Genomic DNA, 13986 nt, shown 5'->3' on the forward strand with positions numbered 1-13986 from the left:
CGCGACAGGCGTTCCTCTCGTGTACACCTACGTTCTCGACCCTGCGACGAAGGCTTACCGTGAGGGAGACGTGTTCACCGGCGTTCTGAAGGTAGCGGCCCCCTTCCCAGTGGAGATCGACCTCGGCAGCCAGGTCTAACCGGGCGTGGCTGGGCATTCGGCGACGGGGCAACGATGCGGGAGCGCACTCATGATCTCCTCGCACCGCCTCAGGCGCCGGTCGGTGAAGACTTTGAGGTCTTCTCAGCAACGTGATGGTTGCGCTGCGTGATCACCCGGCGGGCCCGGGACGGTGACCTTGCGTATGACAACGCGATGGCCGAGGCGATGGACGGCACCTTCAAGGCGGAACTGATCGAGATGCAAGGCCCCTGGACTGGCTTCGACCAGGTCGAGCGGGCGGATCTCCCAGTGGGGCACCTGGTACAACGAGGAACGGCTCCACTCCGCCCTCGACTATGTACCGCCCGCCGAGTAGGAACGCGCCCCCGTCGCCGCGGCCGGACCGGACGGCTCGCTCACCGTCGCCTACGGCGTCCCCTCTGCGAGCGGTGACGTGCTTCTCAAAGTCCTCACCTCCGGCGGCTACGGCGAGACGTTCACGGAGCCGTTAACGGTGGCCGAGGTGCCGGCCATGGCGCCGGGTCTGGGAGACGTCACCGCGAAGAGCGGTCCGGCTCTTGCGGCTGCTGCTGGCGGTGGCCTGATCTGCGCGGCCGTCACCGGCTTCGACGATGCGACCGGCATGTCGCGACTGCTGCTGGCAACCGCGGCCGGCCCCACCGGCCGCGCACTGACGTGGAGCAATCCGATGACCGTGGCTGCCAGCGACGAAGTGGTCTACCTGCAGCCTCAGGTCGCCGTCACAGGCGACCACCGCATCGCGATCTCTGTCTATGCTCTGTCCTTGGCGACACTGCGCGTGGACGTTCTGCTCCACCTCTCGGATCGCGTGCGGGCCGCATCAGGGGGCGGTGCTGCCAGCCGTGGATGCCGATCTCGTGGCCGGCCGAGGCGATCTCACGTACCAGGCCGGGGGAGCGGTGGGCCTCGCGGCCGAGCAGAACGTGAAGGAGGCTGTGAGGCGGCGGAGCCGGTCATGCGGGCCTGGCTCCCTATGCGTGAGCGCGACCGTGACCACAGGGCCGTCGCGTCGCTGCGGCCGTGGATGGTGGACTGCTGATCCCGTGGGCGCGGTGCGGGCGATCCCACCGTGGAGGCCGTGGCTGTAGCTGCTGGCCGCGGCCCCTGGTACGCCTCGCGGCAAGCGAGGGCGGCCCCGGCTCACGGCGCGGGCAGCGGGCTCGGGGGTTCCGTGGCAGGGCCTCGTCAACCTCCTGGCCCGGGCCCTGGTACGGGCACCTGGTGTCTCTGCGGATCGTCGGCAGTCGATTGGTCACCCGGGCTGTCGTGGGCCCAATTGCGGGTCGGGCCATTCGGTGCCGGTCGCCTACCTGGTTCCGGCCCGGTCGGCTGCCGCCCGTCATTTCTCGGTCTGTTGCCAGACGGAGGTGAGCGCTGTGACGGGGTCGGGGTCGGCCGGTGCTGCGGGCCACCAGTCGCCGTTGTCATCCTTGCGGTAGGGGTACCAGCGTGTGTCGGGGCCCAGGCGCAGCTGGATGTGGTGGTTGGTGAGTGTGAGGCGGTTGCGCCAGGCTGTGAGGGCGGCTGGGGTGGTGGTCATGTCGGCGAGGGTCTCGGTGAGGGCGGTACGGGCGGCTGTCATCGCCGTCGGGTCGGGGGTGTGGGGGTGTTCGGCGACGGTGATGCCGGTTGGGCCGCCGTATCGCCATGCGCGGGTGAGGCGGGCGAACGCGGTCGGTTTGGCACCGGTGTTGTGGATGATGTGGTGGATCCACTCCGGTGGGCAGTTGTCGGCGGCGATGCGTGCCGCGTCCTCGCGCGGGGACAGGTGCAGGCTCGTGGTGTCGCCGGTGAGGAGCCGGGCGGCGCGTGCGGCGGTGTCCGCCATGAGATGTTCGAGGTCCTCAGTGGACAGACCGGTGCCGGGGGGTGGGGCGGCGGGCAGTGCGGCGGTGTGGGGGGCCGGTTCGGGGAGTACGGGTAGGGGCGGGGGGTTTTCGGCCAGGGCGGCCCAGGCTGCGTAGGCGCCGGCTGCCGGGAGGCCGGCGGGGGCCGGTGGGGTGGAGGTCGCCTGGGCGGCCGTACGCCGGGCGCGCAACTGGGCGAGGGCTTCCTCCCGTCCGCGGCCGCGTAGGGCGAACACGACGAAGGGATCGGCGTCGATGGTGGAGGCGATGGCGTAGCAGAGGGCGGCGGCGTGTTTGCAGGGGTAGCCCCAGTCGGGGCAGGAGCATTCGGGGTCGAGTTCAGTGGGCTGCGGAAGCAGAGGTACGCCGGCTTCGCGGGCGTCGTCGACGAGTTCGGCGGGCATCTCGCCGTCGAGGAGTGCGGCGAGATGCCCAGCCTGGGCCGCGATGGTGTCGAGGAGGGTGTCCCACTGGGCGTTGGTGAGGACGGGCAGGTGGACGGCGGAGCGGTAGGGGAGGGGCCTGCTGCCCTGGACGGCGGCTTTGACCTGGCCGGGGGCGATGGTGACGGCGCCGACCATGCCCTGGCGGGCGTAGGTGCGTCCGCGGGACAGGCGCCCCGAGTCCAGGGTGGAGTCCTCCAGGGCTGTCACCCATGCCTGGCCCCACCAGGTCGCGGCGAAGGCACGCCTGCCGCGGGTGGGCGCGCGGCGCGGGCCGGGGATCGAGGGGCTCATGACTGCCTGCTCAGGGCGACGAGTTCGGCCAGATCGGCGTCGGACAGTTCAGTCAGAGCGGCCTCACCGGAGCCGACCACGGCGTCGGCGAGGGCGCGCTTGGATGCGAGGAGTCTCGCCACTTTGTCTTCCACGGTTCCCTCGGCGAGGAGTTTGTGGACCTGGACGGGTCTGTCCTGGCCGATGCGGTAGGCGCGGTCGGTGGCCTGATCCTCGACGGCAGGGTTCCACCAGCGGTCGTAGTGCACGACGTGGGTGGCACGGGTGAGGTTGAGACCGGTGCCCGCGGCCTTCAGGGAGAGCAGGAACACCGGCACCTCACCGCGCTGGAAGCGGTCCACCATCTCCTCACGTTCGGTGACGGGGGTGCCGCCGTGCAGGAAGAGGGTGGGGACGCCTTGTTGCCCGAGGTGCTTTTCCAAGAGGGTCGCCATCTGCTTGTACTGGGTGAAGACCAGCACCGACTCGCCCTCGGCGGTGATGGTGTCGACCAGTTCGTCAAGCAGTGCCAGCTTGCCGGAGCGGCCGTGCAGCGGCGTGGACTGGCGCAGGTACTGGGCGGGGTGGTTGCAGATCTGCTTCAGCGCGGTCAGCAGCTTCAGGACCAGACCGCGACGGGCGATGCCCTCGGCTTCGGCGATCTTCGTCATGGTTTCGCGGACCACCGCCTCGTACAGGCTCGCCTGCTCGGCCGTCAGCGCAACGACCCGGTCGGTCTCGGTCTTTGCGGGTAGTTCGGGCGCGATGCCCGGGTCGGACTTCCTGCGGCGCAACAGGAACGGGCGGATGAGACGGGACAGCCGTTCTGCGGCCTGCTGATCCTCGCCCGACTCGATCACGCGGGCGTGGCGGTCGCGGAAGGCGGTGAGCGGGCCGAGGAGTCCGGGGGTGGTCCAGTCCAGCAGCGCCCACAGTTCGGAGAGGTTGTTCTCCACAGGGGTGCCGGTGAGAGCGACGCGGGCACGGGCAGGCAGCGCGCGCAGCTCGCGGGCGGTGACGGCGTAGGGGTTCTTGACGTGCTGGGCCTCGTCGGCGGCGATCAGCGACCATGCGCTCTGGGCAAGGGTCTCCCGGTCGCGGCGCAGCACTCCGTAGGTGACCAGGACGATCTCGTCGTCGGCGACGTCTTTCAGGTGGCGGTCGCCGCCGTGGTAGCGGCGTACCGGCGTGCCCGGCGCGAACCGGGCCGCCTCGCGCTGCCAGTTGCCCAGCAGGGAGGCGGGGCAGACGACGAGGGTGCGTCCCGCGGTGGCCGGGTCGGTCTGGCGGTGCAGGTGCAGAGCGAGCAGGGTGATGGTTTTGCCGAGGCCCATGTCGTCGGCGAGGCAGCCGCCGAGACCGAGCTCGCACATCTCGGCCAGCCAGGCAAGACCCCGTTTCTGGTAGTCGCGCAGCGTGGCCTTCAGGGCGGCAGGCTGGACGGCGGGGGCGCGGGCTTCGGGGTCGCGGATACGGGTGACGAGGTCGCCGAACGCCCCGACCGCGGTGCAGGCGATCAGCTCCCCGTCCCGTTCCACCTCGCCGGTCAGCGCGGCGCTCAGTGCCTCCATGGGGGTGAGCGGTTCCATCCGGCGTCGCCTGGCGCGGGCCACCAGCTTCGGGCCGGCGACCACCCACTGCTCGCGCAGCCGGACGAGGGGGCGGCGAGCCTCGGCGAGGGCGTCCATCTCGTCCTCGGTGAGCGGGTCACCGCCGAGCGAGAGCTGCCAGCGGAAGTCGAGGAGGGTGTTGGCATCGAGCATGCCGCCCGCGCTGGAGCCGGGCGCGGTGCGTTGCCCGATCTGCGCGGTCGCGGTGAGAGTCTTGACCAGCTCGCGCGGCCAGTGCACGGCGATACCCGTGGCGCGCAGCGTGTCGGTGGCGTCGCCCAAAAGGTCGAGGGCTTCGTCGTCGGTCAGCCGCAGCTGATCGGGAGCGGCGTCCTTCAACAGCCTTTGCAGCGGAGGCCAGACACGGGCGCCGCGGCGCAGGGCGAGCAGCGTCTCGGTCTCGGCACGGGGCCCGAGCAACCGCTCCACCTCGGCCGGTTCGCTCCACAGCCGTGCCGCCTCGACGACGAGCGCCGCATCCGCGGCGGTGTGCAGCTGCAGGACGGCCCGGAAGTGCCGGCGCCGTCCTTCGGGAGGATCGACGCGCAGCGAGACGCCGATGTCGGCGGTGAACGCGGCGACGGTCTCCTCGGCCCACTCACGCAGGACGGGCACGGCATGCGTCTCGCGCCAGGCGTAGGGCAGCGTTCCCAGCGCGAGCGGGGCGGCCGGGGTACGGACCAGGTCGTCGGCGACAGCGTCGCAGAAGCGGCGTACCAGCGCGGCCGGTTCCGCGATCCGTAGTGGGACGGAGCCTGGTTCGGGCAGGCAGTGTGCGTGGGGCGGGAACGCGGCGGCGAGGGCGTCCAGCGTGTGACGCTGGGCGGCGGTGAAGGGACCCGCCTGCCAGGTGTCGTAGCCGGCGGGGGTGAGAGCGGGGTGGAGACGGCCGTCGGCGAGCAGCCGCAGCGCGAAGCGGGTGGCTGCTTGCCAGGCGGCGGCGGACGGGTGCCGCGGCCGTGCCCCCGACAGCGCGGCGACGGCGAGGGCGACGGGCAGGGCGTACCCCTGCGCCCTGCGACGTCTGACCGAGCGGCCGTGCGGCAGCACGAGTTCCGCCGCCTCGCTTTGGACGCCCACGGGTGCCATGCCCTCGGCAGGGGCTGCCCCGGCGGGCTGCCAGAGCAGCAACCGGCCGAGGCGGGCCGGCTCGCCAGGCAGGAACACCGCCGCCCAGCCGTCGTCGAGCAGACTCCGCGCCCAGACAGCAGACTCCGGCGCGGCCCATGGTGCGACGCTTCTCGTGCCTGCGCCCTGGTCCCGTACGAGGCCTCGTGCCACGTGCTTTCGCCTCACCGTCGTCCATGCGGTCTTCGCCGCGCCGTCGTCCATCCGCAGGGTCCGACCCTGCCGTCATCGGCGGGAGTGGGCCTTGTTGGCCGCGGTACGCATGCGTTTGGCCAGCCGTTTGTCGACGCCGCGCAGGCCCTCACCCAGTTCGGCCAGCACGTGGGCGGTGGCTGGGTGCTGCACTCGCCACAGCTCGTCCACCCCCGTTTCAAGCGCTTGCGGCGTCGTGTTCCAGTTCTCCAGGAAGTCCCGGGTCAGCTCCTCGGTCTCCTGCGCGCCGGCGAGGACCGACAGCCCGTCGATGAGCAGCCACCATCCGGCCTCCTCCGTCTGCGCAGGGTCCACCTGCGCATCTGTCCCAAGCCGTGCGCCCAACGTCGCGGCGGCCACCTGACGGCACCCCTCGACGCCGGAGTCCGCTGCCTTGCGCAGCACGCGCAGTGCCCGGGGATCGTCCAGGTCGGCCAGCACCAGTTGGGCCACGGCGCGCTTCGCCGCTGCCGCGGAGCCGTCTCCCGCGCATGCGTCGAGCAGCCCCACTGCGGCGTCCGGCGCCGAACGGCGTGCCAGCCACCCATCGACCTCCCGGCGCATGTCCTCGGGGGAGTAGCCCAGCAGCCCCTGGAGCAGAGCGCCGGCGTCCGCATCGGCGTACTCACCGAGCAGCGGCGCGGGCACACCACACTCCATCAGATAGGCGCGCAGCCCGTAGCGGCCCAGCGGGGTGAGCCGCATGCGGTGCCCGCGCTTGCCGTCCCGCGATCGGTCCGACGCCGCTGTGGAGGGTCCCCAACCGCCGTCCCCTTCCTGTCCGGCCATGGCGTTCAGGAGTGCGCGCACCGTCTCCTCGGCCGCATCGTCGCCGTCTGCGGGTTCGTACTCCACCGCGCCCAACAGGGCGAGCCCTTCCCCGAGCTCTCGGAAGGACGCCGCGAACACAGCCTGGAAGAGGTCGAACTCCGGCCCTCTCTCGCCCAACTCGCGGGCCTGGGCACGCAGATCGTCGACATCCACCCAGGCGTCGTCCGGGGCGTCGTACAGCAGGCCGACCAGTCCGTCGGCGATCTCGGCCGACAGCTCGCCCAGCTCACCGTGCCACCCGTCCAGCACCCCCGTCTCACCGATCTCCTCCAGCAGGTCGCCCAGGGTGGCGGCCCACAACTCCAGAAGGTCCTCGCCGGCGAAATCGCTTGCCACCGCACTCCACGCGCGGCCCCCGCTGATCGTGATCAGCCCGCCGTCCACGGCGAGCCACCACGGATCATCCAGAACAGCGACGTCCTTGGCGCTGCGCAGCTTGCTCAACGCACGAGCCCGCGCGAGGGCATCGGCAAACGGCGAGTCGTCGCCGGCCAGCTTCCACAGATTCAGCTCCTCGACGGCCGCACGGGCGAGCACGGGCCGCAGCACCCGGCCGGCGGTGACCTGCCGTCCCTCGCCGCACCAGGCAGCGAGCCGCAGCGCCGCGTCGAAGAGCGGAACACCCCGCACGGCAGCGACAAGGTCCTCCTGTGGAGCCAGGGTCACCGGGCGCAGCACCGGCACATCCGCAGCCCGTCCGTCGACCGGATGGCCCACCCCGCACTGCCCGCAGGTACACACCGTCACGTCCGCGGCGGTCCGACGGGCACCGCCGCGCCCGGCCCGATCACCTCTCGGCGGCTTCACCTCACCGGACACCGTGTCGGGCGTCAACTGGGCCAGTCGCGCGGTGATTCCGCCCTGGTCGAAGGCCGCCGGATCGTAACCGGTCGCCCGCAGCTCGGCGACAAGCTCACCGTACGGGCCATCCCCGACCCCGTCCGGGCTGTCCAGACAGTGCAGCACCTCGGCCAGCCCCCACACGCCGCCGATGTCCTCCGCCGGTACACCGGCGCGGCGCCCGCCGGCGCAGCGCACCGTCCGCTCCACGCCGGCCGGGCGCGGCAGCGTCTTCTCCAGCGTGATCCGGTGCTCCCAGTCGTCGCCGAAGTCGTAGACGTAGCGCAGCCGCGCTCCCTCCTCGGCCAGCACGCTGCCGAGCGCGATCGCGTCCTCGTCGCCGCCCCCGCGGCCGAAGCCGAGGTCGATGTCGGTGAGCCGGGCCGCATCGCCGTACCCCCGGCCGAACTCGTCGGTGAACAGGTGCAGATGGCCACCGTGCCATCCGAAGGCGACCTGGATGGCGTCGTGCAGTGTCCCGAGCGAGGTGTCGGACGGCAGCACCAGGCGCCGCCACAGGGGCGGTCTCGTGCCGTGCAGCACGATCTTCAGCTGGAGATCGGACGGGGCCGTTTTCCCCTCTGGCCGCATCTGTTGCTCCCACCGCACCGGGGCTACTTAGACGGCCCCATCATGGCGCTGTCGGTGCGCCCACCTCAAACCCGGCTGCGGCGGCCACCCCCTTTCGGGCACACATGGCCTCGACGCCGCCCGCAGCGGATACCCTGGGTCCTCGCGATCTTTCGCGGGCAGCGCAGGCCTCGAGAGCCGATGGCCCTACCGGCCGCGGGCAGCGCAGCCCCCGACATGTACAGGCCCAGAGCGCCGCAGCCTGGTAGCCCCTCCGCGTGCCTGAGCCGCACGAGTGAGAACTCCTGAGAGTGATCGGTCTCGTCGGTAACCCGCAGATGCGATCTCGCCCGGGTAGAGATGCGCGAGCCCGGTGGCCTCCGCGGCGAGCAGCGTCATCCGGTGGGTGTGGCGGTGGTCCGGGTGGCCGGTCAGCTGGCCGATGGCGTCATGGGTGACCACGATGTCAGGTCGAAACTCCCGCAGTTGTGTGACCAGTTGGGCGATGACCTCGTCCGGGGCGCGTCACAGAGACGGGTGCGCCCGGGCGCCGACCCGTCGTTGCGGTCATCGCCGTACCCGAGCATCCTCGCTCGGCCGGCACCCAGGGCGGCCAGTGCCTCAGCGAGCTCGTCCGCCCGGTGACTGTCCGCAGCCCACGTGGCGGTGACGACCCCCGTGCACGCTCTCAACTTACGAATAGATCACTGGTCCTGTGGCGGGTTGGGGCGGTGGGCGTGGATGGTGAGGCCAGTGATCCGGCCTGATGGGATGACTGGGCCGTGCTGTACCCCGCCGTTGATGGTGTTGTGCACGGTGGCAGGCTGCGCGCCTCGCGATCAGTGGTGGCGGTCAGGAGTCCCGTCGCACGGTGAGGAGGTCGTGCAGTTCGGCCGAGGGGAACTCGGTCTGTAGCAGCCGCAGGTCGTGACGGGCGGCGGGGGCCAGTGGCCCGCCTTGCGGGTTTGTTCCGTCGAGGAATGGGCGCAGTCCGAGGTCTCCGTCGCGGGCCATGGTGTAGGGCGGTACCGAGTGCCGGGTCAGTACCAGCGCAGTGGGGCTGGTGTCGTTCGCGGCGCTGGTTGCGAACAGCCGTCGTGCGTGGTGGAAGTGGCGTTCTTGGAGGCTGCCGATGTCGATGACCGGGGCGTGTTGTGGCGCGGGCGTGCCGTACTCGAGGTCGAGGGGGATGGCGTTGGTGCGGTCGTGGAGGAGGACGTGGGCGGCGGCGTACTGCAGGGTCTGTTCGTCGGCGGTGGCGCCGCCCTTGCCGCCGAGCCGGTCGAGGACTGCCGCCCTTCGGTCCGGGGTGAGGGTGTGCACCAGGTCGTCCAGCGCGCCGAGGGTGTCGGCGGAGGGCCGGGTGCGGTACAGCCCGTAACATCCTGGAGCCAGCGCCGTCAGGAGCCGGTCGAGGCAGCGGGCGAGCAGCTTGGTCTCCGCGGCTGTGACGGGCCCGGGCAGGGCGTTGACGCGGCTGCCGAGCGGGCCGGCCAGCACGATCTTCAGGTAGGGGGTGCGCTGGCCGGCTGCGGTCAGCCGGGCCGCCATGCGAACGGCCGGCAGGACGTAGCTGAGCGCCCGAAGCGGTATGTGGGTGCTGGCGCCGTACACGACCCGCAGGACCAGCGGCCCCCTGACCGTCTCGCTGACCGTCCGCAAGAGCGGCTCGACGCCGTGGCGAGGCAGGCCCGAGATGTAGCCCGTGTGTCTGGCCTCGGCCCCGATGATCGCGTTCAGCAGCCGCGGACGCGCCCGGTTCAGCTCCCCGGTCCGCTGCGCGTCGTTGCCGGCCGCAAGGGTGTCCAGCGCGCTGCGGACATCAAGGTCCGTCAGGACGTGGCGCTCGTTGCCGCATCCCAGGACGGGCACCCCGCGCAGGATGGCCGCGAGGAGGTTTGCCTGCTTCTTGCCCAGGGACCGCTCCCTTGGAGGGGATATCTGCATCACGTGAATCCTTCAGAAATAGTGATCTATCGGACGAAGAAGGGGTTCAGGCGCGTACCGCGTCACCCGCTCGCATCCGTGACCCAGACGGTCATCGTGTTGCGCTTCTCCGCGAAGGTCAGGGTCGTTGCGACGGACGGGCCCTCGCTGCGGGCCCCCTTCGTCTCCTGGAAGACCGTGATGTCGGCCCACTGAGCGGCGGTGTACTGCCAGCGGTGGATGGTCAGCTCGGTCTCGCGGCCTTCCAGCTACTTGCCGCTCATGGCTTGTGGCCGGTGCGGCTCGCGGCGGGATAGGCGAACGCCCTGTCGGGCGCCAGGCGCTTAGCGATGAGAGTGGAGAGGTCTTGGGGATTAGGCCCGTCTCCTCCCAGGCCGGGTCGGCCTGCCGCTGTAGTCACCCCGGCCGTGGTAGCCGTCGTCGCCGTAAGCATCACCGTGATCGGCACACATGATCACCAGCCAGCGGGCCCGGCCTCCCCTCCCCCCTCCGGAGGCCGGGCCCGCTATCGCCGTCGGCCTTCGTCCTGGCACTTGCGTTCCGTTCCACCCGAAGGTGCCTGTCTTGGTGGATGCCGCCGCCCGGCCCGCGTAGGGTCGTTGGGTGATGTCCGCCGATGACCTGAGCCTTGCCAATGATCTTCCTTTCCTTGCTGAAGCCTTCGGCCTTGGCGAGCCGACCGGGCACGCTTTCTTGCCTGATGGGCTGATGAATCAGAACTGGCAGGTCACCACAGCGCAGGGCCGATACGCTGTAAAGCGGATCAGGGACGTTTCGCCGGAGACGGCACGGCGTAATCTCACTGCCCTCTGCGCTCTGGCTACAGAGCAGATCCCCGTGTGCGCGCCCCTCGCCACCAGCAGTAGCGACGTCGTGGCCGATGTGAGAGGCCACACGTATTGCGTCCTCCCATGGATCGATGGCGGCCACCAGCGGGGCGTCGATCTCGCGGCGTCACAGGTCGCTGAACTCGGGATCATGCTGGGCCGGATCCACTTGGCTCTGGCCGCTCACCCGCCGGGAACCATGCCGGACCAGGTGCCTCCGGCAAAGGTCACCAGCGTCGATAAGGCCGTCACTGCCTCGGAGCGCTTCAGTGAAATCGTCGCCACCACGTCGACGCCGTCCGAGTTCGACCTTGTGGTAGCCGAGGCCATGGAACGGCGCAGGGTCTTGCTGGGCAAGTACGCCTACCTACGCCCCACGACGACAATCCCGCTTGGCCCCTTCGGTTGGACGCACGGTGACTTCCAATGCCTCAACGTGCTGTGGCGTGACGGGCGGATCGCGGCCGTCCTGGACTGGGACCGGCTCGGTGTGCGCCCGTACGCCGAAGAGGTCGCTCGCACCGCCCAGGTGCAATTCGGAGTCGACGGCCGTTTCGACCTCCAGCGGGTGCGTGATTTCATCGACGGTTATCGGAGCGTCGTCCCACTGAACAATGACGCTCTGCTCGACGGGGTGCGCCGCCTGTGGTGGAAACGCATGACGGACTACTGGCAACTTGAATTCCACTACGACCACGGTGACCACTCGTGCGATCACCTCTTCACCGCTGACGAGCGCCTGCTGAACTGGTGGACTGACCGGCTCGGCGACGTCGAGGACGCGTTCACTCAATGACGCCGGCTGCTGCAAGTTCCGGCAGGCACGGCCGTACGAGACTTTGGGCACGCCTTTGCGCCTGCCGCGCCAGGTGGGCCCTGTCCGCTTCATGGATGGCCTGAACCCAGTGGCAGGCTGAGGCGCCGACGGGGACCAGGACGCCGCCTTCTCCCATGGCCTCCGGGATGCCACCGACGCGGCTGCCGATGGCGGGCAGGCCGTGCAGTCCGGCCTCGATGATGACGCGCGGGAAGGCATCGTCCACGACGGACGGAACGAGCAAGAGCCGGTGCTTCGCGTACAGCGTCTCCATGTCGTAGGTCCGCGGCATGTACGTGACGTTGGGATAGTGGGCGAACTCGCTCGAGGTGTCCCACCACCCTTCAACGAGGGTGAACGGCTGTAGTGGCTGCCGCTGGATCAGCTCGTGCAGCAGCGGGGAGCCCTTCTGCGGGACGGGGTTGACCATGAGGAGCGCATCACCGGTCGCTTGCGGTCGCGGGCGTGGCCGCGTGAAAGGCGGATAGAAAACGATCACGCTGGTCTGCTCGTGTGCGGGGGCGCGGGACGCGACGAAACGCGATACGGCCAGAGCGTGGTGCGGTCGGCCATCGAGGACGCCGAGGCTGGTCGACGAGACGGAATGGAGCCAGGCGGCGACCCTCACCCCGCGGTGACGTGCCCGCGCTGCGAGGTCGGCGGCCCCTTCCTGGGATGTGATCAGTACGTCGGGCGCGTGCTGCCGCAGCATGGCGTTGAGGGCTGTCGGAAGCCGGTCCTGGACGACAGCACGGCAGCGCACGCCGTTGTACGCGTAGCGGAGTTCTCCGTCTGCCTCCTCATACGGTATGCCGCGCTCGAGGAGGTGCTTTTTCATCGCCGGCAGGTCGGAGGGTGCTTTCCAGGGCGGCTCATAGCAACCGAGGTAGAGAACGTTCCAGCCAACGGCCGCGAACTCCTCGGCGAGGAGCTGCTGGGAAACCTCTGCTCCGCCGATCAGGAAGGGCGGCGGGGTCCTCCGCCAAGCGAACTGGACAGTCGGCATGGCAGTCATCGCTTCCACCACTCGACGAGGGAGGAGACCGCCCCGGCGACAACTTCGGCCGACTGTTCGCCTGGAACGACCGTGATTTCCCGCGTGATCGGTGAGAGCCGGGGCGCGATGAAATAAGCGCGGGCGTGGGCGAGGAAGGCCGGATCGTGGAGGAAGTACTCGGGTTCCGTCTCACCGTGTCCGGCGGTCTTCCTCCGCAGGCGAAGAGTCTCGTAGGAGACGTCCAGGTAGATCGTGTGGTCAGGCCGAAGATGCGGCAGGTCTTCCAGACGTCGCCGGACCTGATCGTAGACGCCGAAGCGGTAGAGGCGGTCCATGGCTTGCGCGTGCGCCATGAGGGTGTCCACTGACCGGTCCAGGACGACCGCCCCGAAGGCCCCGGCCGATATCCGCGCGACGCGGGCAGCCTCGATCTTCATGAACACCTCGAACGCCTCGAGTTGCTGGGCCGCGGTTTCAGTGCGGGCTGGGGGAATGTCTCGTGGCTCGGCGAAGTGCTGTACATAGCAGTTGAATATGGCGACGTCGGCGGGGTCGGTGTTGGTGCGCAGGTGGCGCAGGGCGGTGGTCTTGCCCGCGTAGGACGGGCCTTCTACGGCGATGACCTTCATGCCGTCTCCAGGTGGTAGAAGCGCTCAGCGAATCGGGGGCCTTGCGGCTGGTCGACGAGGTCGGCGGCGACGGTCCAGGCGTGACGGAGTGGCTTGAAGCGTTTGGACGCCGGGTGTTTCTGGGAGCCGTGCAGGTGCAGGAGCGTGAGCTTGTCCAGGACGGACTGGGTGATGTCGGCGAGTTCCGGTGCCAGGCTGCTGCCGACGCGCGCGCGGAAGAGGTGTTGATCGCATCCGGCGAGGGCGTAGGTGGACCAGAACGCCAGATCCTCCCAGAACCAGCTGCAGCCAAGCCGGCGCGCGGCTTCGTGCACCAGCAGATGGTCGGGATGACGGGTCACCGCCGCCGGCGCGAGCAGCTCGGCGTCGCCGTGGTCGGACAGGAGCGTCGCGAGCTCGTGAGTGATCTGGTCCAGGCGCTGCCTGTCGTAGGCCCGGTAGGGGCGCGTGGCGTCACTGTGGCCCAAGAGGTGCCGACGCGCACCGAAGGCTTCGAGAGCCGCAGCGCCTTCTGCGGCGCGTAGTGCGGAGACTGCGTCCACTGTCGGGAAGTCGCTGGCAAAGGCCGGGTCGATGCTGGCAGAGCGGGTGAAGACGGTGATCACCGTCAACGGTCTTGGGCGTGCGAGGAACTGGCCCGAGGCGGAAAGGGCGAAATCGTCGTGGTGCGGCTCGATGACCACGACGGGCCGACCGGTGGGCCGGCGCTGTTCGATGAGGTAGGTCGTGCCGGACAGCGGAGCGGGCATGTTCAGGATCGGGGCTTCGCTCTTCCGCTTGCTCAGGTCCTGTTGCCACTGGAAGTGGGCCTCAGCCAGGTCGGTGGGGAAGGTGTAGATGCCCTCGGCATCGGGTTGGGGCAGGGTGAGCATGGGTGCTTGCCTCCGGTAG

The 13986-nt window shown here is 70.0% G+C and carries 10 protein-coding genes and 2 pseudogenes; 4 read left to right on the top strand and 8 right to left on the bottom strand.

What is annotated here, in order from left to right:
• The 3 genes and pseudogenes from ACWCQ1_RS47055 to ACWCQ1_RS47065 all read left to right on the top strand — a co-directional run.
• Positions 1-139 (top strand): annotated as a pseudogene (locus ACWCQ1_RS47055) (Uma2 family endonuclease); the annotation flags it as partial.
• Between the two features lie 264 nt (positions 140-403).
• A complete protein-coding gene (locus ACWCQ1_RS47060; RefSeq protein ID WP_451029496.1) occupies positions 404-478 on the top strand; it encodes an integrase core domain-containing protein in 75 nt (24 codons plus the stop codon).
• Positions 479-556: 78 nt separating this feature from the next.
• Complete coding sequence (locus ACWCQ1_RS47065; protein WP_451029476.1) at positions 557-1183, top strand: hypothetical protein; 627 nt, start codon at positions 557-559, stop codon at positions 1181-1183.
• 300 nt (positions 1184-1483) lie between these two features.
• On the opposite strand, the gene ACWCQ1_RS47070 is transcribed toward ACWCQ1_RS47065, so the two are convergent.
• From ACWCQ1_RS47070 to ACWCQ1_RS47090, 5 genes and pseudogenes are all read right to left on the bottom strand, one after another.
• The gene (locus ACWCQ1_RS47070) at positions 1484-2728 is read right to left on the bottom strand and encodes an SWIM zinc finger family protein (protein WP_451029477.1); all 1245 of its coding nucleotides are present in this window, start codon (positions 2726-2728) and stop codon (positions 1484-1486) included.
• Positions 2725-5508, bottom strand: a complete 2784-nt coding sequence (locus ACWCQ1_RS47075) for an SNF2-related protein (RefSeq protein WP_451029497.1) — start codon at positions 5506-5508, stop codon at positions 2725-2727. Before ACWCQ1_RS47075 ends, ACWCQ1_RS47070 begins: the two co-directional genes overlap by 4 nt.
• Before the next feature lie 162 nt (positions 5509-5670).
• Positions 5671-7899 (bottom strand): IS1096 element passenger TnpR family protein, encoded by a 2229-nt coding sequence (locus ACWCQ1_RS47080; RefSeq protein WP_451029478.1) that lies wholly within the window; start codon positions 7897-7899, stop codon positions 5671-5673.
• Positions 7900-8229: 330 nt separating this feature from the next.
• Positions 8230-8564: pseudogene (locus ACWCQ1_RS47085) on the bottom strand (PIG-L deacetylase family protein); the annotation flags it as partial.
• Positions 8565-8730: 166 nt separating this feature from the next.
• On the bottom strand, positions 8731-9825 hold the full coding sequence (locus ACWCQ1_RS47090; protein WP_451029479.1) for a hypothetical protein: 1095 nt from the start codon (positions 9823-9825) through the stop codon (positions 8731-8733).
• Between the two features lie 606 nt (positions 9826-10431).
• Between ACWCQ1_RS47090 and ACWCQ1_RS47095 the strand changes: the two genes are divergently transcribed.
• Positions 10432-11448 (top strand): phosphotransferase, encoded by a 1017-nt coding sequence (locus tag ACWCQ1_RS47095; RefSeq protein ID WP_451029480.1) that lies wholly within the window; start codon positions 10432-10434, stop codon positions 11446-11448.
• Here ACWCQ1_RS47095 and ACWCQ1_RS47100 read toward each other — a convergent pair.
• The 3 genes from ACWCQ1_RS47100 to ACWCQ1_RS47110 are packed head-to-tail and all read right to left on the bottom strand — an operon-like array spanning position 11438 to position 13967.
• Complete coding sequence (locus tag ACWCQ1_RS47100; protein ID WP_451029481.1) at positions 11438-12484, bottom strand: glycosyltransferase; 1047 nt, start codon at positions 12482-12484, stop codon at positions 11438-11440. The genes ACWCQ1_RS47095 and ACWCQ1_RS47100 overlap by 11 nt on opposite strands.
• Positions 12481-13095: a hypothetical protein gene (locus ACWCQ1_RS47105; protein ID WP_451029482.1), complete on the bottom strand. Its 615-nt coding sequence runs from the start codon at positions 13093-13095 to the stop codon at positions 12481-12483. Before ACWCQ1_RS47105 ends, ACWCQ1_RS47100 begins: the two co-directional genes overlap by 4 nt.
• A complete protein-coding gene (locus ACWCQ1_RS47110; RefSeq protein ID WP_451029483.1) occupies positions 13092-13967 on the bottom strand; it encodes a PIG-L family deacetylase in 876 nt (291 codons plus the stop codon). The genes ACWCQ1_RS47105 and ACWCQ1_RS47110 overlap by 4 nt, the downstream gene beginning before the upstream one ends.
• Positions 13968-13986: the final 19 nt, after the last annotated feature.

This window comes from Streptomyces sp. NPDC002144, from assembly GCF_053593695.1.